At 67.7% G+C, this 21,120-nt stretch carries 14 protein-coding genes; 6 read left to right on the top strand and 8 right to left on the bottom strand.

The features are described from left to right. Positions 1-16 precede the first annotated feature (16 nt). From NS1_RS21745 to NS1_RS21735, 3 genes are read right to left on the bottom strand one after another with little or no spacing between them, the layout of a single operon-like run. Entirely contained in the window at positions 17-6,946 is a 6,930-nt protein-coding gene (locus NS1_RS21745) for a type I polyketide synthase (RefSeq protein WP_063816223.1), read from the bottom strand. A gap of 23 nt (positions 6,947-6,969) precedes the next feature. Then, complete coding sequence (locus tag NS1_RS21740) at positions 6,970-7,581, bottom strand: GDSL-type esterase/lipase family protein (protein WP_214516732.1); 612 nt, start codon at positions 7,579-7,581, stop codon at positions 6,970-6,972. Continuing rightward, a complete protein-coding gene (locus tag NS1_RS21735) occupies positions 7,568-8,770 on the bottom strand; it encodes an NAD(P)/FAD-dependent oxidoreductase (protein ID WP_062987213.1) in 1,203 nt (400 codons plus the stop codon). Before NS1_RS21735 ends, NS1_RS21740 begins: the two co-directional genes overlap by 14 nt. 214 nt (positions 8,771-8,984) lie before the next feature. Between NS1_RS21735 and NS1_RS21730 the strand changes: the two genes are divergently transcribed. Next, positions 8,985-9,515: a PaaI family thioesterase gene (locus NS1_RS21730; RefSeq protein WP_082843840.1), complete on the top strand. Its 531-nt coding sequence runs from the start codon at positions 8,985-8,987 to the stop codon at positions 9,513-9,515. Here the strand turns inward: NS1_RS21730 and NS1_RS21725 are convergent. The 5 genes from NS1_RS21725 to NS1_RS21705 form a co-directional block, all read right to left on the bottom strand. Continuing rightward, positions 9,512-11,296, bottom strand: a complete 1,785-nt coding sequence (locus NS1_RS21725) for an AMP-dependent synthetase/ligase (RefSeq protein ID WP_084503898.1) — start codon at positions 11,294-11,296, stop codon at positions 9,512-9,514. The genes NS1_RS21730 and NS1_RS21725 overlap by 4 nt on opposite strands. Then, positions 11,293-12,873 (bottom strand): PfaD family polyunsaturated fatty acid/polyketide biosynthesis protein, encoded by a 1,581-nt coding sequence (locus tag NS1_RS21720; RefSeq protein WP_062987209.1) that lies wholly within the window; start codon positions 12,871-12,873, stop codon positions 11,293-11,295. The genes NS1_RS21725 and NS1_RS21720 overlap by 4 nt, the downstream gene beginning before the upstream one ends. A gap of 130 nt (positions 12,874-13,003) precedes the next feature. Beyond that, entirely contained in the window at positions 13,004-13,882 is an 879-nt protein-coding gene (locus tag NS1_RS21715; protein ID WP_062987207.1) for an alpha/beta hydrolase family protein, read from the bottom strand. Next, positions 13,882-14,403 carry a DUF4442 domain-containing protein gene (locus NS1_RS21710; protein ID WP_084465483.1) on the bottom strand — a complete coding sequence of 174 codons (522 nt, stop codon included), beginning with the start codon at positions 14,401-14,403 and terminating at the stop codon, positions 13,882-13,884. The genes NS1_RS21715 and NS1_RS21710 overlap by 1 nt, the downstream gene beginning before the upstream one ends. A 69-nt stretch (positions 14,404-14,472) precedes the next feature. After that, positions 14,473-15,411: a LysR family transcriptional regulator gene (locus tag NS1_RS21705; RefSeq protein WP_062987205.1), complete on the bottom strand. Its 939-nt coding sequence runs from the start codon at positions 15,409-15,411 to the stop codon at positions 14,473-14,475. 371 nt (positions 15,412-15,782) lie between these two features. Here NS1_RS21705 and NS1_RS21695 point away from each other — a divergent pair, with 371 nt between their 5' ends. Genes NS1_RS21695 through NS1_RS21675 form a run of 5 tightly spaced genes read left to right on the top strand, consistent with a single transcriptional unit; the run spans position 15,783 to position 21,117 of the window. Next, positions 15,783-17,006 carry a cytochrome P450 gene (locus NS1_RS21695; RefSeq protein ID WP_062987203.1) on the top strand — a complete coding sequence of 408 codons (1,224 nt, stop codon included), beginning with the start codon at positions 15,783-15,785 and terminating at the stop codon, positions 17,004-17,006. Positions 17,007-17,043: 37 nt separating this feature from the next. Beyond that, a complete protein-coding gene (locus tag NS1_RS21690) occupies positions 17,044-18,336 on the top strand; it encodes an ABC transporter substrate-binding protein (protein ID WP_062987201.1) in 1,293 nt (430 codons plus the stop codon). Between the two features lie 48 nt (positions 18,337-18,384). Then, a complete protein-coding gene (locus tag NS1_RS21685) occupies positions 18,385-19,371 on the top strand; it encodes a sugar phosphate isomerase/epimerase family protein (protein WP_062987199.1) in 987 nt (328 codons plus the stop codon). Then, a complete protein-coding gene (locus NS1_RS21680; RefSeq protein WP_062987196.1) occupies positions 19,368-20,315 on the top strand; it encodes a carbohydrate ABC transporter permease in 948 nt (315 codons plus the stop codon). The genes NS1_RS21685 and NS1_RS21680 overlap by 4 nt, the downstream gene beginning before the upstream one ends. Further along, complete coding sequence (locus NS1_RS21675; protein WP_062987194.1) at positions 20,302-21,117, top strand: carbohydrate ABC transporter permease; 816 nt, start codon at positions 20,302-20,304, stop codon at positions 21,115-21,117. The genes NS1_RS21680 and NS1_RS21675 overlap by 14 nt, the downstream gene beginning before the upstream one ends. The last annotated feature ends 3 nt before the right edge of the window (positions 21,118-21,120 follow it).

The raw sequence follows: 21,120 nt of genomic DNA, 5'->3' as shown, positions 1-21,120 counted from the left end.
CTGACGTCGACGATGCTCACGCGCGCTGCTCACGTAGGCGCACGGCCTCGGCGAATTTCTCGGTCATCTCCGGCGTGGCGATCACCGCGAGGTCGCTATAGCGCTGCAGGACAGTGCCGTTCGGATCGCACGCGGTGACTGTCACGGTGACCTCCGTGCCGCCCGCGTTGGCGCGCAGGTCGTCGACGACGATCACGAACGGACTGTCGTCGGGCAGCGGGGCGAAGTACTCGATCCGCCCGACCGACAGCGGCAGGCAGGCCGAGCTCATGAACCACACCCCGAGCAGCGCACCGGACTGGATCGCGACATCGGCCAGCACCGGACTGTGCAGTGCCCCCGCGTAGTTGCCGGTACCGATCCGGGTGTCGGCGAGCTTGCCCTCGACGACGAGGCGACGCTCCGTCCGCTCCAGAATGCGGCGCACGCCCTGCAGCAGGGGCCCGTGGAACAGATCCGCGGCACGGTAGACGTCGAGGCCGTTCTCCGCCCCTTCACCGATCGCGTAGCCCGGCCAGCCGGAAAGTACCGGGGCGGGCCATGTTTCGGCGGCGAGGGCGAACGTCGCGGTGAAGTGCGACGGCGCCAGCGTCTTGCCGGGTTCGTCGCTGCGGATCCAGACCGTAACGCTCAGGCGGTCCTCGACGACCGTGCCCGCCTGTACCTCGAGCCGGTAGGACCGCTCGTCCTTTCCGTCGTACACGATTCCCCGCAGCACCTCGAAACCGGTGCATTCCACCACTCGCAGGCCCGGGTTGGCGCGCTCGAGCACATTGATCGCCCAGCCGAGCCCGGCGGCCGCTGGGAACACCGGGAACTTGCCGACTCGATGGTCGCCGATCACCGGGTCGGTGGCCAGTGCCGCCAGATCACGATGGGTGGTGAAAGGCTTTGTCGGGGTAAGGGTTACGGCCGTGGCCAGCGGAGCTGCGGGACCGACCAGCACCGATACGTCGTCGGCGCGACCGGAGCCGAACTGCTCGGCGAACATCCGCGCACCGGCATCCATCCCGAGCAGGGCGACACCGCGGGCGAGGAAGACCTCGCGCAGTTGCGGGGTCACCATGCCACCGTCCCAGGCGCCCCAGTTGACGGTGGTGACATGTCCGGCCAGACCCTGTCGTCGCCAGCTCACCGCCGCCCGGTTGAGGGCCTCGTTGGCGACCGCGTAGTCGGCCTGACCCGGATTGCCGTAGACCCCGGCTACCGACCCGAACAGGATGAGATGGCCGAGCGTGGCGTCGCGCAGGGCACTGACCACGTTGTACAGCCCGTCGAGTTTGGTCGCGAGGACGAGGCGGATGTCGTCGGCCGTTTTGGCGGGGAGCAGCGAGTCGGCCAGTGCGCCCGCACCGTGCACGATGCCGGTGACCCGGCCCGCGTCCTCGGCGAGTGCCCGCTCGGTGGCTTCGATATCGGTGATGTCGACCGCGAGGTAGCGCACCCGTGCGCCGGTCTCGGCCACCGCTTCGACGGTCGCGCGGATCTCACGCTGTGCCAGCAGATTTCGGGTGAGCCGGTCGACCTGCTTCGGTGTCGGCTGCTCACCCGCGGCGCGCACGGCGGCGATGGCGGCGGCCTTGAGGGCATCGTCGGCGACACCTGCCGCCCACTCCGGTTCGTCGTCGAGTTCGGTGCGTCCGAGCAGGATGAACTCGCACGGTCGGCGAGCGGCCAGTTCACGAACACACCGTGCCGTCACGCCCCGTGCGCCACCGGTGACAACGAGAACATCGTCGGTGGTGAGGGTGAGTTCTGCTGCTGCGAGGTTACTTTCAACCGCCTGCGGGCGCAGTGTCCGGCGGGTCCGTTCGGCGTCGACCCCGACTTCGCGAGCGTCGGTCGCGGCGTCGTCGAGTTCGGCGAGGAGGGTTTCGACCAGCGCTTCGTCGGTCAGGTGCGGCGAGAGATCGAGTGCCCGGCAGAACAGTCCGGGGGCCTCCTGCGCGAGGGTCTTGACCAGACCGCTGACCCCGCCGACAACGGCGGCGGCAGCCGCTCGATCACCTCGGTGGCCGAGCACGCCGTCGATGCGGGTGAGCGTGACGAACGCCGCTCGCGTACCGGCTTCGGCGGTCGCCACCAGGCGGTCGTGCACCAGCGTGGCGGTGTGGATCGTATCGGCGAGCCGATGACCACCCACCAGCCACTGGCTGTCGGCTGGCAGCACGGTCAAACACAGATCCAGCCGCACAACGTCTTTCAGCGCGGACTCGATCGCCCCCTGCACGGTGGCACCGTCCCAGGCGGCTATTCCGGCGTTGTCGGCGGCCGCGACGGAGGCCGTATGCACGGTCCATCCCTGCTGCTCGAGGCCACTCGCGAGAGTCGCCGCGGTGTCGTCACCGTGGTCGACGATCAAGGCTGTCCGCTGCGCGGCGTAGGGCTCGGCGACGCGGTCGATATCGGGAAGTTCGACCGGCACGATCCGCAGCAATACCGGATCGTCCACGATCCCACCACGATCGGATCCCGGCTGAAGTCCACGATCGCTGTCCGACACGGGGTCCGCGGGGGCCGCCGACGCGGACGTGGTCGCTGCGGGGGCAGCGGAGCCGGCCACGAAATCGACGATGTCACTCAGCGTGCGCAACTCCGCGACCTGCTCGGGACCGACAGCGGGCACACCATCGACCCGCTCACCGACCGCACCCATGATCTGGACCCGCTTGATCGAGTCCACACCCAGATCCGCTTCCAGATCCAGCGACAACGCCAGCATCTCCGGCGGATAACCGGTCTTCTCCGAAACCACCTGCACCAAGACCGACCACACCGCGTCGGCATCGACCACCGCTTCGGTCGCCGGTTCACCAGTCGGTGCGGGAATCGCCGAGGCAGCGACGAAATCGACGATGTCGCTCAGCGTGCGCAACTCCGCGACCTGCTCGGGACCGACAGCGGGCACACCGTCGATGCGCTCACCGACCGCACCCATGATCTGCACGCGCTTGATCGAGTCCACGCCGAGGTCGGCTTCCAGATCCAGCGACAGCGCCAGCATCTCCGGCGGGTAGCCGGTCTTCTCCGAGACGACCTGCGACAACACCGACCACACCGCGTCGGCATCGAGCGCCGGACCGGTTGTCGAAGGCGCGACACTCGGCCCCGAAACCACGGATGCGGCGACGAAGTCCACGATGTCGCTCAGGGTTCGCAGTTCCGCGACCTGCTCCGGGCCCACGGCGGGCACACCGTCGATGCGCTCACCGACCGCACCCATGATCTGGACCCGCTTGATCGAGTCCACACCCAGATCCGCTTCCAGATCCAGCGACAGCGCCAGCATCTCCGGCGGATAACCGGTCTTCTCCGAAATCACCTGCGACAACACCGACCACACCGCGTCGGCATCGAGTGCCGGAGTCTCGGTCGCTACGACTGGCAGCGCGGATTCGACCGTCCGGCCCGCCGAAGCCGGCTCGGCAACGACATCGGGAACCGACGGCGGAGCCGGATTCGGTTGTGGGGCGGCTGATTGCGGGACACTGTCGGGCACCGTGGGGCGCGTGGCGGTCTGGTGGCCGAGCAGCGCTGCCGCGTGGGTGTGGCTGCCGTTTCCATTGCCGGTGGGCAGTTCGGCGTGGAAGCCGTTCGTCCCGTTCCGGCTCGGAACCTCGACGGTCGGCGCCGGCGACCCGTATTCGAGGCCGGACAACGACGCGAGGATTTCGTTGACCCGGACGTGGGTTCGGCCGATCGCCAGGCTCTGTTCCTTGATGGCGTGCACGGTCGAGTGGAGGCGGTCATCGGCACCGCCGGTCCGCTGCGCGTCGCGCAATACCGAGACCAGGCCTTCGGCGACCTCGAGTTGCCCCTCCGCGTACCGGCTGTGGATGTCGAGGTGCTGCTGGGCGGCCGCGTCGAGTCCCGTCGCGGACCGATCTGCGACCGTCGACCCTACCGCCGATCCCGCCCGGACCTGCGTGGCGGCCGGAGCTTCGACAGTCACCAGTTCCCTGGTGGCGGTGTGCGTTTCCGCGGCCGCCTGCGCGGCGGCGTAGGACTCGGCCGCGACTCGTTCCTGCGCGGCGGCGTGCGCTTGCGCGACCACCTGCGCCTGTGCCGCGGCATCGGCTTCGGCGTCCAGCCGCGCCTGCGTGACAGCTTCCAACACGACGTGCTCCTCGATTCCCTTGCGGTAGAGCTCCTTACGGGATTCCGGTACGAAATCGCGGCCGTTGAGCCGGACCACCATGCCGGGCGCCTCCGGCACCGCGAACGGTGCGGCATCGTGGCGGTGGATATCGACGATCGGCGCGCCGAGCACCGCCAGCTGCAGCGCGGCCTTCTTGAGCGCCACGTCGCTGTCGCCGGTCGGGCCCTGGTCGGTCGAGAGGGCGATCACCTCGGCGCCGAGAGTCCGGCGCACCAGCGAGGTGAGCGTGGCCTTCGGCCCGAACTCGACGAACACATTGCAGCCGTCGGCCTGCATGGCCCGCAGACCTGCTACGAACTCGACGGTCTCGAGCAGCTGCTCGGTGAGTACCCGCCGGTTGGTCGCGACCCGCGAACCGTATTCGGCATCCCGGGAATTGGCGTAGATCTTGGCCTTCGGGGCGCGAATGCCGACGCTCTTCACCGCGGCCTTGAACGGCTCGACCGCATGGGCGACATAACGGGTGTGGAACGCGCCGGCCACCGGCAATTCACGCACGGTCAGCCCACGCGCCCGGCCGGCCGCGACGAACTCCGCGACGGCCGCGGTACCGCCGCCGACCACCACCTGGTCGGGTGCGTTGTGATTGCACACGCTCACATCGGGATGATCGGCGAGGATCGCGCTGACCTGTTCACGGTCGGCCTGCACCGCGGCCATCGTGCCCGCGTCGGTGTCGGTGTCGATCGCCATCGCCGCGCCGCGCGCCCTGGCGAGGGTGAAGTAGTCGGCGGTGTCGAGCGAATCCACCGCCCACAGGGCGGTCAGTTCACCGAAGCTGTGGCCCATGAAGCCGGCGCAGGTCAGGCCGCGCTCGGACAGGAACCGGTACTGCCCCACCGACAACGCCGCGATCGCGGGCTGGGCGAATTCGGTCCGCCGCAGCGTCGCCTCCTGGGCGTTGCGCAGCTCGGGGTCGAAGACCGGCGGCGGGAACACCACCGCGGCGGGCGGGCGGGCCGCGTCGGCGAACACCGCGTTGGCCTCGTCGAAGGCGGTGGCGACGGTGGGGTTGTTCAGGACCGCCGCCAGACCCATGTCCACGTACTGGCTGCCCTGACCGGCGAACAGCGCGCCGATCTTCAGATCGGGCATGGCCCGTCGACGGAAGACGATGCCGCGCGGATGGTTCCACTCCTCGGCGTCACCGGCGAGTTCGGTCACCGCCAGTGCGCGCAGTGCCGAAGCTTCCTGCTCGTCGCGCGCCACGAAACCCACGCGAGCGTGCTCGTCCGGAATCCCGGCGTCGCCGTTGGGCTCGGCGCCCGAGCTCAGCAGGCTCGCCAGTTCCGCGGTGGACGCGGCGTGCCACAGCCACACTCGCGCCGTCCGGTGCATCGTGCGGGCACGATCGCCGGTGGATTCCTCGAGCACCGCGTGGAAGTTGGTGCCGCCGAAGCCCATCGCCGACGCGGCCGCGCGACGCTGCGGCCGGTGCGGATCGCGGATCCACGGCCGGGTCCTGGTGTTGATGTAGAGCGGCGACGAGTCGTCGAGTGCCTTGTTCGGCGCGGTGACATTGATCGTCGGCGGCAGCACCTTGTGATGCAGCGCCAGCGCCAGCTTGATCAGGCTGGCCGCCCCGGCGGCGCCCTTGGTGTGGCCGATCTGGGATTTCACACTGCCGATCGCGGCGTAGCCGGTCTCGTCAGTGGCCTCGCGCAGCACCGCGTTCAACGCGGCGAGTTCGGTCTGATCGCCCACGCGGGTGCCGGTGGCGTGCGCCTCGAACAGCCCGATCGTGGCGGGCGAGCAGTCCGCGTCCTCGTAGGCGCGGTGCAGCGCTGCCTGCTGCCCCTCGGCGCGCGGGGCGTAGATGCTCTTGAAGCGCCCGTCGCTCGACGATCCGATGCCCTTGATCACCGCGTACACCCGGTCACCGTCGCGCTCGGCGTCGGCGAGGCGCTTGAGGGCGATCATGCCGATGCCCTCGCCCACCAGGGTGCCGTCGGCGGTGTCGTCGAGCGGCTTGATCACACCCGAGCGCGACAGCGCCCCGACCTTGCTGAAGCACAGGTAGCCGAAGATCGAGTTCTCGGTGTCACAGCCACCGGTGATCATCATGTCGGCACGACCGGACACCAGTTCGCTGATCGCGACGTGCACCGCCGACAGCGAACTCGCGCACGCCGCGTCGACGGTGCAGTTCATACCGCCGAGGTCGAGCCGGTTGGCGACCCGGCCCGCGATCACATTGCCCAGCAGACCGGGGAACGAGTTCTCCTCCCACGACGGGAAGGCGTCCGCGTACTTCTGCCCGATCTGCTCGGCGTCGGCCTGCGTCAGCCCGCAGCTGCGGATGACCTCCTTGAGCACCGGCGTCGACAAGCGGGCGGCCAGTGGGTGCGACAAGGTGGTCGGCCCGGCCACGCCGAGCACCACACCGGTGCGCTCGGGCCGGTACCAGTCCGACCCGACGGCGCCCGCGTCGGCGAGCACGTCACGGGCGACGAGCAGGCTCAGCAGCTGTACGACCGTGGTGACCTCGAGCTGATTGGGCGGCAGCCCGAACTCGGTGACGCTGAACGGCATCTCGGGCACGAAACCGCCACGGCGGCAGTAGGTCTTGTCGGGCGCCGTGGGATCGGCGTCGTAGTAGTCGTCGAGGTTCCAGTGCGTGGCAGGCACGTCGGACATGCAGTCCGCGGCGTCGACGACGTTCTGCCAGAAGTCACGGAAGTTGGCGGCCATCGGGAACAGTCCGCTCAGTCCGACGATCGCGATCGGATTGTCGGCTAGTCGCCTCGTCATGGCCGGGTCTTCGGAGTGCCGAAGCTGGTCGTTCATGGTTGCTATCCCTTGTCTTCTGCTCAGAGTTGCGAAACTCGCACAGTCCGGACCTCGTCGATGAGGTCGGCCATCGCCGTGCCGATGAGCTGATGGCCCGCCGGACTCGGATGCATGCCGTCCGGGGACCACATGACCGGGTCCGCGGTGATGGGTGCGTTCACCAAATCGAGTCGCACGAGATCGAACTCGTGGACGAGGTCGTCGAGATAGTCGTTGGCTTGCGCGAATCGCGACCGCAACACCGTGCGGACGGATTCGGGCAGGCCGGGCAGGCGGTCCGGAATACTCGGCCAGTTCGTGGTGAACACCAGCCGACCGGGGCGCGCCAGCCCGGCATAGATCTGACGGAGGTTGCGGCGGAAGCGATCCGGGTCGTAGTCGGTGACCAGGTCGTTTCCGCCGACGATCACGCCGACCAGCGGAGCATCGGCGGCGAGGGCGACCGGCAGCTGCCGGTCGATGACATCCTGCGTGGTGGCCCCGTAGGAACCGAGGTTCAGTGTCGCGCCGGAGATTCCGAGCAGGTGCTCGACGTGCGCGACAAATCCCGCGAAGGAGCCGTCGGCGTTGACCGAACCGCCGCGCCCCTCCGCGAAACTGTCGCCGAGCACCATCAGCTCATACGTTGGCACCGAGCAATTTCGCGATACGTTCCGGCGCGAAGAATTCCTCGCCGGTCATTCCGCCGCCGACCATAGCGAAGAAGTCTTTGGCATATTCTTCGTTGTTTTCCAGCGCACGGAAAACAGCCAGCAATTGCGGGGTCAGCTCGAGCGTGGAAATCGTGCAGGTGAATTCGAAACCCGACTGCGATTTCTCGTCACGCTCGCGCTGGTAATCGGCGAGCGCCTCGGCCATCGGCCGCTGCTCGGTGAGACCCTCGTGCACCCGCTCGGCGAGCAGTGCCGCGTAGTCGAACGCGTCGGAGATCCCGAGTCCGGTGAACGGGTCCTTGTGGTAGCCCGCATCGCCGACCAGTGCCCAGCCTTCGCCGTGCGACTGGCGGCGGTAGTTGTCCGGATACCGCATCGGGTAGAAACGGTCCTCACGCTTGCCCTTGGTGACCAGTTCCTCGGCGAACTCGGGCAGGATCTCGCGCGCGACCTTCACGAAGTTGGCCTCGACATCGGCGCGGAAATCGGCGTAGGTGTCGATCTTGCGCATGACCGCGACGAGGGTCTGGTCGTTGTGGGTCGGCCAGATGCCGATCTGCTGCTTGTCGCCGATGCGGCTGTGGAACTCGGTCTGCGACAGGCCGCTGAAGTAGCTGTAGTAGATGAAGCACTCGGCCGCGACCTTCGTATAGGTCTCGGCGCCGACAGCGTTGGCGACGAACGAGTTGGTGCCGTCCGCGCCGATCACGATGCGAGCCCGCTCCTCGGCGATCTCACCACCGGCTACCGAACCGCGAATACCGACGACCACGCCGTCCTCGATGATCAGCTCGCTGACGGTGTAGCCGGTGCGAACCTCGACGCCCGCTTCCTTCGCGCCCTCGACCAGGATCGCGTCGAGTTCGGTGCGCCGCGGCGCGTAGGTGGCATCGATGCCCTGGATCGGATCGGCGAAGCCCGCGATGACGATGTCGAGGTAGGACACCGTCATGCGCTTGATCGCCGGCACACCGGTGGCGATCAGCTTGTCGAGCAGGCCCCACTGGGCCAGCCGGGCCAGCCCGCGCTGCTGAATGTAGTGCGTCGAGACGGTGTCGCTGGGGAAGGTGGCACGGTCCACCACCAGGACTCGATGCCCCTGCCTCGCCAGCAACATGCCGACCGGTGAACCCGCGCACCGCGCGCCGACAACAATCGCGTCATACATCAGGGTGACTCCTCAGTAAATGAAACGCTTATGGCCCCGGTTGCGATTTTACGGAGGCGAACCGCATGATTCGCGCACCGATTTCCAATCGGATTACATGAATAGACGTTCTCGAACAATGGAGTCGATTATTAGCGATCCGGCAGCTCGGATGAATAGTTGAATTCAACTTCCGTTCATCACGAAAAACGTTTTGATATGGGCTAATTGGGGCATGCCAACTGGAAATGAACCGGCCCCCGGAATCGCCGCAGCGCAGGCTCGGCTGACGAATATGACCGGCGCCGCGACGCCGGACTACGAACAGATCCGCAAGACCGTCGACACTCTCGTGCCGTTCGTGAATCTGGTGGGAGTGCGCATGACCGAACTGGGACCCGGCTCGGCGGTGGCCGAGATCCCCGAGGCGCCGACGATGAGCAATCACCTGGGTACCGTGCATGCCGGGGCGTTGTTCCTGGCCGCCGAAGTCGCCTGTGCCGGTGCGTTTTCCGGCATCATCGCGCCGCGCATCCTGCATGTGCGCACGTTCGTGCTCCGCGGCACCAAGGCCACCTTCTTCCGGCCCGCCCGCGGCCGGATCCGCGCCAGCGGCACGGTGAGCTCCCCGATCCTGGCCGACGTGGTCGGGCGCAGGACCGAGGAGCAGTTCGATATCACCGGAAAGGCCCTGCTGCACGACGACAGTGGCGCCTTGCTCGCGAAGGTAGATCTCGAGTACTTCTGCTGGTTGGGCGCGGCCTAGTCCGGATACAGCGAGGCGATGACGGCGTCGAAGTCGGCTTCGATCGCCGCGCGACGCAGCCGCAGCGACGCCGTCAGCTGCCCCTTCTCCATCGAGAAGTCCTCGGCGAGAACGGCGAACCGGCGAATCGACTCCGCACGGGAGACGAGCCGGTTCGCCGCCTCGACCCCGGCGGAGAGCTCGGCGAGCAACCGGGCGTCGTCGGTCGGGACGCCGCCGGACAGATCGACGCCCTGCTCCGCGGCCCAGCGAGCCAGCACGACGGGATCGACGGTGATCAGAGCGGTCACATACGGCCGGCCTTCACCGACGAGCATGCAGTTGCTCACCAAGGCGTGCAGGCGAACCCGGTCTTCGAGCGGCGCGGGCGCCACGTTCTTGCCACCACTGGTGACGATGATCTCCTTGCGCCGCCCGGTGATGAACAGGAATCCGTCCTCGTCGAGTCGGCCGAGATCGCCGGTGGCCAGCCAGTTCTCGGCCGGGTGCCCGCCGTCGGGCCAGTACCCGGGGAAGACCTGCGGGCCACGGACCAGGATCTCACCGTCGTCGGCGATCGCGACGGTCGTACCCGGCACCGGCCGACCGACCGCGCCGGCCCGATTGGCGTGCGGCGCGCTCATGCTGACCGTCGACGAGGCTTCGGTCAGGCCGTACGCGCCGATGATCTCCACGCCGATCCCGGTGAAGAAGTCCGCCGTCGACGGTTCCAGTGAGGCGCCGCCCGCGACCATGTGCTCGAGCCGTCCGCCGAGCATGCCGCGCCACTGCTTGCCGATCTCCGCGTCGATCACCGCACTCGCCGGGGGCTGCTCACCGCGTCGGCGCGCGTGGCCGACCGCGATCGCCGCCGCCTCGGCGGTGTCGTATCGATCGCCGCCGAGTGCCTGGCGCGCCGCCTTGCGGATCTTCTCCAGGACGTACGGGACGCCGATCAGGAACGTCGGCCGAAAGATCGGCAGTTCGGCGGGCAGCTGCGCGGGGGTGGCGACCAGACCGGTACGAACCCCGGCCAGCACACAGCCGAACTGCACGACCCGCCCGTACACGTGTGCGAGCGGGAGGAACAGCAGTGTCGACGCGGGATCTGCTGGGGTGCGCCGGAATACGGTGTCGAGGAGTTCGACCACGTTGGCCGCGGCGGCGAAGATGTTGCGGTGCGTCAGCAGGCAGCCCTTGGGGACGCCCGTCGTGCCGCTGGTGTAGACGATCGTCGCGACATCATCGGCGCGCACCCCCTGCCGACGGTCGGTGACCTCCGCGTCGGTGATCGCCGCGCCCTGTTCGATCAACGCGGGCAGCGACGAGCCGAGCAGCCAGCCCCGCCCACGCAGCGCCTGCCCCGCGGCCGTGACGATCAGCTCGCGCTGGTCGTCCGTCTCCACGAAACACGCGCTGGGTCGGGCATCGGCCACGATGTGGTGGATCTGTTCGGCCGACGACGTCGGATAGACGGGCACGGCGACCGCGCCCACGCTCAGCACGGCGAAGTCCGCCGCCGACCACTCGAAACTGGTCCCGCCGAGGATCAGTACCCGATCGCCCGCGCTGATTCCATTGGCCACCAGGCCTTTCGCCAGTTCGAGGACGAGTCGGGCGAACTCGTCGTAGCCGACGTCGAGCCAGCCTTCGGCCGTCTTGCGGCTGAACACCACGGCCGAGGGGTCGGCCTCGGCCTTGCGGAACACCACGTTGGCCAAGTTGTCGTCGTCGGCCATCGTGACCAGTGGCTCGACCGTGTATTCCCGCACGACTCGGTGGCCCTGCACGGCGCTGCTCATCGTGACTCGATGCTGGTCAGCGGAGCCGGGACGTAGGTCGAGCAGCGACCCGGCAGCCGCACCCCCGCCGCACGCAACTGACTCACCCGGGTGGCGAACGCCGCACCGTGCATGATCTGCAGCCCGATCTCGGCGACGTGGCGGTGCGCCGGGGCGGCCAGGTAGGTTCCGGCGACCCAGTCGTTGAACGCGCCCATCGCGGGTCCGCACCAGATCTGATAGTCGAGGGTGCGATCGGGCGTCGCGGCCGTGCTCCAGCCCGACGACCGGCCCAGATACCATCGGAAGATCAGTGCCATCCGGCGTTTCGGGTTCCCCTCGGCGCGCTCGATCTGCTCGGGATCACGCTCACGGAAGTAGCCGAGGCAGTCGCTCCACACCTCGTCGAACGAGCGGGCCAGGATCTTCTGTTCGATTTCGGCGCGTTCGGCGGTGGGGATCGCGTCGATGCCGTCGTAGCGACGATAGGTGTCGTACAGACGCCGGGCCCGGCTCGCGAACATCGTGCCGCGTTGCAGCACCTGCACGTCGACGCCGAGCTCGAACATGTCCGAGGAGGGCGCCATGGTGGTGTCGGCGACACCTGCCGCGGCCAGTAGCCGCTTCGCCGTCTCGGATTGCGCCGCTTCGACGGTGGCCTGGTTGACCGACCCGGTGACCACGTAGGAGGCCCCCATCGCGAAAGCCGCCGCGGCGGCGGCCGGAGTACCGATGCCACCGGCAGCGCCGACCCGAACACGCTGGGCATAGCCGTATTCGCGCTGTATCCGTTCGCGCACCGCCAGCAGCGAGGGCAGCAGCACCACCAGCGGACGACGGTCGGTGTGGCCACCGGAATCCGCCTCGCCGGTGATGTCGTCGGCCATCGGGATCGACGCAGCCAACTCCGCCTGCTCGGCGGTGATCTCCCCCGCGTCGAGCAGTCCGCGCACCAGGTGCTGCGGCGCCGGGCGCAGGAACAGTTCGGCGACCTCGGCGCGAGATACCTTGGCGATCACCCGATTTCGGGCGACCACCTGGCCGTTCGGGTCGCGGTGCAGTCCGGCCAGCCGGTAGCGCACCACCTGCGGGGTCAGGTCGAGGAACGCCGACGCCTCGACACAGCGCACCTCGTGCCGCAGACACGCGTCCACGATCGCCCGCTCCAGCGCGTTCTCGCTGGGGCTGTGGATCAGGTTGCAGGCGAAGGGTTTTCCCGGTGCTTCGCGGCCGATCGTGGCCAGGGCCTCGTCGATCCGGGCGGGCAGTACACCGGCGGCGCCGAACGAGGCGAGCAAGCCCGCTCGCGCCATCGCCACCACCATCGCGGCCGAGGCGATCCCGTTGGCCATCGCGCCGGCGTGGTAGGCGTAGCCCACGCCGTGGGTCTGCCGGAACTCGTTGTTGCCCAGCGTTTCCGGTCGCAACGCCGGAGCGGCTGCCAGCACTTGCTTGCCGCGAGCGGTACCGGCGTCGGTGGTCACCGCGACGCCGGCATCGTCACGGACCACGAACACCGGCTTGTCCAATTCCGACAGCGCACGGTAGATGGAGTTGTCGTCCCTGGCGAGCGCCGAGGGTGCAAGGGAAGTCGTCACTGTGCCAATCCTTCTGAGAGCCCGAGGGCAGAGGTCGCTAGCGAGAGGTGCCGTAGACGGTCGGCGCCGCGAACGACGCCGTCGTCGCCGAGGAGCGGTCGGGAGTGATCGGGAGTGGTGTGGGACCTCGCTACCGGGGCGGTCGGCCTTCGGTGACCCAGTCCGCGACCGCGGGCGCGACCAGACCGCTGTCCTTCACCCAGGACGCGTGGCCGATGTGAGTGAAGCCCGAAGTCCGGTCGATGTGCCAGCGGTGCTGCCGCGCCGCGCCCATCCGCTTGCTCAGGAACCGCACCGTGGACTCGGGGCCGAGCGGGTCGCCGTCGAGCGAGATCAGCAGCACCGGCAGCGTGAGTTCGCGCAGCAACCGGTCGTAGTCACGGGTGCTGCCACTGGGCCGGTAGTGACCGGTCCGCAGGTGACGTGCCCAGTCGAGCATGACGCCCGCGGTCATCGGCCCGATGCCGCGACCGCCGGTCCACCGGCCGCGCAGCCGGGTGATCGCACCGACCGAGAGTCCGCTCGCGAGCACCTCGAGGCGCCTGCGCAGTTCGAACGACCACCAGTACACCGAACCGGTGCCGATCGTCGTGATGCTCGCGACCCGCTCCGGTTCGGCCGCCGCGAACAGCAGTGCGAGCTGTCCGCCGAGGCTGTGACCGAACAGGTGCAGCGGCGCCTGCGGAAAACGCTCCCGCAGCGCGTCCACCACGGCGGGCAGATCGACCTCGATCAGCTCGCGATAGCCGAACCCGGGGCCCTCCCCCAGTGCGGGCTTGCTCTCACCCTGCGCGCGGAGATCGAGGACCGCGGCCGTGAGTCCGGCCGCGTGCAAGGCCGTGACCAGCGGCAGGTAGTACTTGGCCTTGATGGCCATAGCGGGCAGGACCAGCACGACGGGTGCGGCCGGATCCGCTTGCGGCAGTAGACGAACCGACAGGGCCGCGCCGTCGGAAGTCGCGACGGTGGTCGCTTCCAGCCCGGCGATCTCGGTGCGTTGCTCGCTCATCACGCCTCCGCGGCCAGGGTGCAGACGTAGTCGAGCGCGACCTTGCCGACCAGCACACCCGCCGTGTCGTACATCAGCGCCCGCGCGTCCACGTCCAGTCGCCGGCCGCCCTTGGCCGCCAGCACCGTCGCGACGTCGCTCGGGTCGATGACCCCGATCGCCCGGATCCGGCCGATGGCGGGCTTACGGAACGACAGCCGCGCGTCGCGCAGCACCAACGTGTCGATGGCGGACAACCGTGACGCCAGCGCGCCCACGAAAGCGCACGCGCCGGCGATATCGGCGGCCAGGAATTGCGCACCCGCGTGCACGGTACGCAGATGGTTGAGGATGTAGGGCTCGTCGGGAATCTCCACGATCGCGCGGTGCGGACCGATTTCGGTGATTTCGGTACCCGCGTGGGTACCGAAAGGAACCAACTTGCTCACAATTCGCTGCAGGTGCAAGAAGTCGGGGTTATCCGGATCGATCGCCTCGAATACCGAACCGAGGGTGGCTGAGGTTTTCAGTTCAGGTGCCATGATTTAATTGCACCATCCGCGGCCGTCGATTCGGATTTCCATTGCCGATCTCAATCGACCGAATGGTAATCAACTCGCCAACGGTTCTCCGTACACCTTGCCACTGATCGTGGATTGCAGGAAATTCTTCGTCGAATCGAGGCTGTCCAGGAATACCTGCACCACTTCGTTGGGACTGTCGACGCGCCAGGCGACCTGTAATTCCACCACCGGTTCCGGATCGACGAGTGGCACCACCTTCAATCCCATCGGGCGTGGCTCGTCCATGCTGACGAACGACGCGAACCCCACGTACCGGCGGGCCGCCACGGTGATCCCGGTGGCCACCGAGTCGTTCATGTACTCGGCGACCTTCGGAAAGGCGCCTGCCCGTTCGCCCGCCGTCATGATGGCGTCGTACATCGCCGGGCTCACCTCGCGGTTGAACAGTACGCACGGTGTCTCGGCCAGTTCGCGGATCGAGATCGACGACCGGTCCGCCCACCGATGCCCCTGCCCGACCAGCGCGCCGATGCGCATCTGCAGCAGACACCGCGACAACACCGACCCGCCGTTGGACGCGCCACCGTAGAGCAACCCGACATCGAGTTCGCCGCGCGTGAGAGCGGTGAGCTGCGGTCCGGAGCGGCCGGAGGTGAGTTTGGTGGTGATATTGGGATAGTTGGCGTGCAATTGTGCCAGTGACCTGGGCATGATGAGCTGCCCAGCCCGGCCGTTGAACCCGATGTTGATCTTGCCCATGCGTCCGGCCGCGATGTCGCGGACGGTGTTGGTCGCCGAGTGCACCTCTCCGAGAATCCGCCGGGCGTCGGTACGGAACGCTTCACCCGCAGGGGTCAACTGCACCACCCGCGACGTCCGCGACACCAGTTCGACGCCGAGATGGCGTTCCAGGCGCTTGAGCTGCTGACTCAGTGACGGCTGCGTGAGGTGGAGCCTGGCGGCCGCCCGCCCGAAGTGCAGTTCGTCGGCGATGGCCAAAAATGCCTCGATATGCCGTGTCTCCATAGTGCGCGCCTCGCGTAATCAGTGACGTGACTTGTCCGAGATATGCACCTTGTATAGCGGCACCGCACGTCATCGGGGAACGCGCCCGTGAAGCCCAGGTGAGCAGCGACCGAATTCCTGCCGACTCCACGGCGTGTCTTCCCCGCCTCGCGGTGACCCGCATCGCGAACGGCACCGCGAACACGGTCGATTCGGCAATCGAATCGCTGACCCCGAAAAGCCCGATGATCCCCGTCTTGACACAGCGATCTATTTCGTACCGCAATTGATCAATAATGCGTTCCGCGTTGTCGCCCGCGACATCGGGGTGGAACACTTTTACCCGGTGCAGGCGAAATAATTTCGACGCCGATTTCGAAGGAGCCCAGAAAATGACGACCACGGTTGCCAACCAGCACGACGCTGAGTCGACACTGGCCGAACTGTTCGCTCCCGATACCCGACCCGATCCCTATCCCGTCCACAGCGCGCTGCGCACGAAGTCCCCGTTGGTCACCAAAGGCGGCGACCTCGTCATCATCGCCAACTACGCCGATTGCCAGCAGGTGCTGCGCGACCCGTCGGTGCGCAACGACCCCAAACTGTCCCGACTCGGCAGGGATCACCCGGAGCGTCCGGAGTCCCTGCTGTTCCTCGATCCGCCGGCGCATACCCGCATTCGCCGACTCGTCTCGAAAGCCTTCACTCCCAGGGTTATTCGGGCCTCGCAGCCACAGATCCACTCCATCGTGGACGAACTCGTCGAACAGATCGCGAGTAAGACCGAATTCGACGTGATCTCGGAATTCGCGCTGCCCCTGCCGGTGCGGATCATGTGCGCCCTGCTCGGCATCCCCGTCGAGGAGTTCGGCGACTTCGAGCCCGCAGCCCGACGACTCGGCCGCGTCCTCGATTTCAATCTGGTCGTCCACAACGACGATCTCGATGATGCCGAAGGCGCGCGCAACGAGCTGATGAACTACCTGGTCAACCTGATCTCCCGGCGGCGCGGCAACCTCGGCGACGACCTGCTGTCGCGGCTCATCGAGGTCGAGGAGGAAGGCGAAGTTCTCAGCGAGGGCGAACTGCTCGCCACCTGTGTGCTGCTGATGGTCGCGGGTCACGAGACAACCGCCAACCTCATCGCGAACGGTGTGCTCGCGCTCCTGCAGCATCCGGCGCAGCGTGAGATCCTCGGCGCCGATCCCGGACTGGGGATCAGTGCCGCCGACGAGGTGCTGCGCTACGACGCGCCGATCCAGTTCGTGATGCGCGTCGCCACCCGCGACATGGAGGTGAGCGGCACGGCGATCAGCCCCGGCACCGCGATGCTGGTGCTGCTGGCCTCGGCCAATCGCGATCCCGCGCACTACCCCGACGCCGACCGTTTCGACGTCGCCCGCGGCGCGGCCGACCACCTCGCCTTCTCCGCCGGAGCGCACTTCTGCCTCGCCGCGGCGCTGGGCCGGGCCGAGGGCGCCGCGGCGCTGTCCGCCTTCGCCTCGCGCGTGATCGACCCGGTGCTCGTTCCGGGTTCGCTGCAGTACCGACCCAATGTGAACTTGCGTGGCATCCAGGCCATGACCGTCACGCATGGCGGAGTCCGACTCCGTTGACCTCCGATTCGACCACCCCCTCCACAGAAAGCCTGTTATGAACTCGCACCACCACGGCCGTAAGGCCGGATGGGGGATCGTGCTCGTCGCGGTCACCACGCTGCTCGCAGCCTGCGGCCAGAACAGCTCGGCTCCGGCCTCGGCCGACGACCCGGTGACCATCACCTTCCTGTCCTACACCTACGGACAGGCGAACCCGCTGGGCAAGGGCATCGAGAAGTTGATCAACGACTTCCAGACCGCCAACCCGAAGATCACGGTGAAACCACAGTCGGTCCCGACGGCCGACGCGCTCACCAAACTCCAGAGCGAAGTGGTGGCAGGCAACCCGCCCGACGTCGCGCAAATCGGTTGGAGCAAGGTCGCGCAAGCCTCGCAGACCTTGCCGCTGCGGTCGCTCGAAGAGGTCGCCGGGACCGACGAATGGAACAAGCACATGGCGGGCTTCGTGCCGTCGGTGCTGAAGGCGACCCCGGTGGCCGGCGCCAAGAAGCCGGTCGCGATGCCGTTCATGATGGCCACCCCGGTGGTCTTCTACAACGCCGACCTGTTCACCGCCGCCGGGCTCGACCCGGCCCAGCCGCCCAAGACGATGGCCCAGCTGAAGCAGGCCGCGCAGGCGATCAAGGACAAGACCGAGGCACAGGGCGTGTACGTCTCCGCGGCCGACCCGGGCAAGTCCGACTACCTGACCCAGTCGTTGGTCAACAGTGCCGGTGGCGCACTGGTGTCGGGCAGCGGTGAAGTCACCGTCGACTCGGCCCCGGTGATCACCGCGCTGTCGACGATCCAGGATCTCACCAAGTCCGGTGTCCAGCCCGCCGTCGACTTCGCTTCCGCGCAAAGCGCTTTCAACTCGGGCAAGCTCGGCATGCTGGTCACCACCGGCGGCGGTCTGCTGACCCTCGACGCGGCTGCCAAGGGCAAGTTCGCCCTGCAGGTGGCACCGCTGCCCGCCTTCGACAACCTGCCCGCCCGCCCCACTTTCTCCGGCTCCGGCCTGACGATCGTGGCCAAGGACGCCGCCAAGGCGAAGGCGGCGTGGAAGTTCGTGCAGTTCATGACCAATGACGAGAGCTTCAAGCTCATCGCGTCGCAGATGGGGTACCTGCCGCTGCGGACCGCGGCGGAGTCCTCAGCCGACCCACGCCTCGGCTCGGCCGTCAAGCAGATGGCCGACCTGGCGCCCTACACCGCCTTCCCCGGCAAGCAGTCCAACCAGGGCGTCGTCATCCTCCAGGACGAGGCTGTCGAACCGATCGTCCTGCGCGGCGCCGACCCGGCGGCGACCCTGCGCGCCGCGGCCACGAAGATCCGCGGACTCAGCTGAGTTCGCGCACCATCCGCTGAATCACCACCCCCTCGAGGAGAGACACCGTTGTCACACCAGGTATTCGCACACACGCCTCCGAACGGTTCGCCTCACGGCGGCGCGATCCCGAACAAGATCGGCCTGACGGTCAATCCGTGGTCGGGAAAGCAGCTCCTGCGCTCCGATTTCGAGGAGATGCGCGAATTCCTCGATGAGGCCGCGACCGCCGGATTCGGCTATGCCGAACTCGGCGGCTGCGGCCTCGGGGTGGTGATCGGCGGACAGGTACAGCGCTCCCGACTGGCGGCGCTGCGCGACGCGCTGGCCGGTTGCCGACTCCGGCTGACCCTGCACAGTTCGTGGTATTCGTCCGGGCGTACCGGCAACCTGCTCGACGTCGGCACCGCGTCCGCGCAGCAGCTCGGGCTGCTGGCGGACCTGGAGGTCGCCGCCGCGATCGGCGCCGAGGTGCTGGTCTACCACGCCGGGGTGCTGCCGAACCTCTACAGCGACGGTGCGGCGCTGACCGCGGGCATGGAAACCGAACGCACGATGCTGCGCGAGCTCGCCGACGAGTCCGGCGCGCGCGGGGTCATGATCGCGGTCGAGAATCGGGCACCCGGACCCGCGGTGCTCACCCGCCGTTCCTACGGGATGCGCCTGGATATGGTCGCCGAACAGGTGCAGCAGATCGACCACCCCGCGGTGACGATGTGCCTCGACGTCGGCCACGCGTACCTGTCGGCCGGCTACCTGAATTACGACTACCTGGCCGCGATTCGCGAGGTCGCCCCGGTCGTCGGCCACGTCCACCTGCATGACAACTTCGGCCGGATGGCCCGTCAGCCCGACGCCAGCCCGTACGAACTCGAGCTCCTCGGGGAAGGCGATCTGCACCTGCCGCCCGGTTGGGGCTCGATCCCGCTGGCCGAGGTCATGGCGACGACCTTCCCCCGCGATCCGGCGATCATCATCGAAATGCGCCACGCGCGCCATTACGCCGAGGCACTGGAGACCACCCTGCGCTTGGTCGACGTGCGAGCCCGATCATGACGCTCACCGAGGCCCCCGAGGCGAAGGCGAAGGTACGCGACGCGAAGCCGAAGGTACGCGCGGTCGAACGTCCCGCCGCGACCGGACTTGCCTGGCTGTACTTCTCGCCGACCATGCTCGCGATCGCCGTGTGGGTCTACGGGCCGCTCGTGTTCACCGCGGTGCTCAGCTTCCTCGACTGGAACCTGGTCTCCCCCGACATCGAGTTCAACGGCTTCGAGAACTACGAAACCCTCATCACCGAACCGGAATTCGGCAACGCGGCCTGGAACACGCTGAAGTACGCGCTGTTCGTGCTGCCCTTCGCGACGGTGGTCCCGTGCGCGCTCGCCATCGCACTGTGGAAGCGCCCCGGCCGGGCCAGCGAGTTCTACCGGATGCTGCTGTTCCTGCCGGTCGTGCTCGCGCCGGTGGCCAACGCGCTGTCGTGGCAGTTCATTCTGGATCCGCTGTACGGGAGCCTGAATCAGGTACTCGGGTTCGCCGGGGTGGAACCGATCAACTGGCTCGGCGACCCGGCCACCGCGCTGCCGACCGTCGTCGTGGTGACGGCGCCGAAAGTGGTGGCGCTCAACACCTTGCTGTTCGGTGCGGCACTGGCGAACCTCGATCGCCGCACCATCGACGCCGCGCGCCTGGACGACGCCACCGAGGGTGAGATCACCAGGTCGATCATCCTGCCCCAGCTGCGACGCCCGATCGTGCTGCTCGGACTGCTGTCGATGGTGGTGGTGTGGCCGTGGCTGTTCACCAATATCGGTGTGCTCACCCGAGGTGGACCGAGCAATGCCACCGACAACGTCTACTACCGGCTCTACACCTACGGTTTCACCTTTTTCGACGCGGGCACCGCATCGGCGGCGGCCATCGTGATCGCGCTCGCGTTCGGGCTGCTCCTGACCTTCCACACCCTGCTCTCGAGGAGATTCCGTGCGACGCGGTGACGCGATCGGCAGACACCTGCTACTGATCACAGCCATTGTGCTGATGCTGTTCCCGGTGGCGTTGGCCTTGGCCACCTCGTTCAAGCCGGTGTCGACGATCTTCGATCTGAATCCGCTCCCGTTTCCGGCGAGCATGGAGAACTACGAACTGGCCGTGGGCAAGTTCCCGATCGGCAGGCTGCTGTGGAACACCTTCGTGATGGCCGCGGGCGTCACTGTCGCGACGATGCTCGTCGCCGTGCCCGCCGCCTACGCGCTGGTGCGGTTCGACACGGCGAGGGGGCGAGGCTTCGTCCTTGCCGCCGTGGGCATTTCGCTGCTGATCCCGCCGCAGGCACTGATCATCCCGCAGTTCCTGATGACCGCGAAGCTCGGTTGGCAGGGTCATACGATCGGGGTGATCATCCCGCAGCTCGGTGTCAGCGCGCTGGCAGTTCTGCTGCTGCGCGACCACATTCGTTCGGTGCCGCAATCGCTGATCGGCGCGGCGGTGCTCGAAGGCGCCACCTCGTGGGAGATCCTGCGCCACGTGGTGCTCGGGGTGCTTCGCCCGGCGCTCGGCGCGGTGGCGATCCTGCTGTTCATCAGTACCTGGAACGAATTCCTGTGGCCGCTGCTGGTGATGCCCGACCCGGAGGACACCACCATCCAGCCGGGTCTGGCGCTGTTCGTCGGCCCCGAGAGCGCGCAGTACGGGCCGATGCTCGCCGCGGCGATGCTGGCATCACTGCCGGTCGTCGTGATCTATGTCCTGGCGTCGCGACGGATCGCGGACGCCTTCCTTCATTCAGGGGTTCGGTAAACG

Origin of the sequence: Nocardia salmonicida NBRC 13393, assembly GCF_001613085.1 — a bacterium.
Lineage (GTDB): Bacteria > Actinomycetota > Actinomycetes > Mycobacteriales > Mycobacteriaceae > Nocardia > Nocardia salmonicida.
This window is presented reverse-complemented; position numbering and strand designations above follow the sequence as displayed.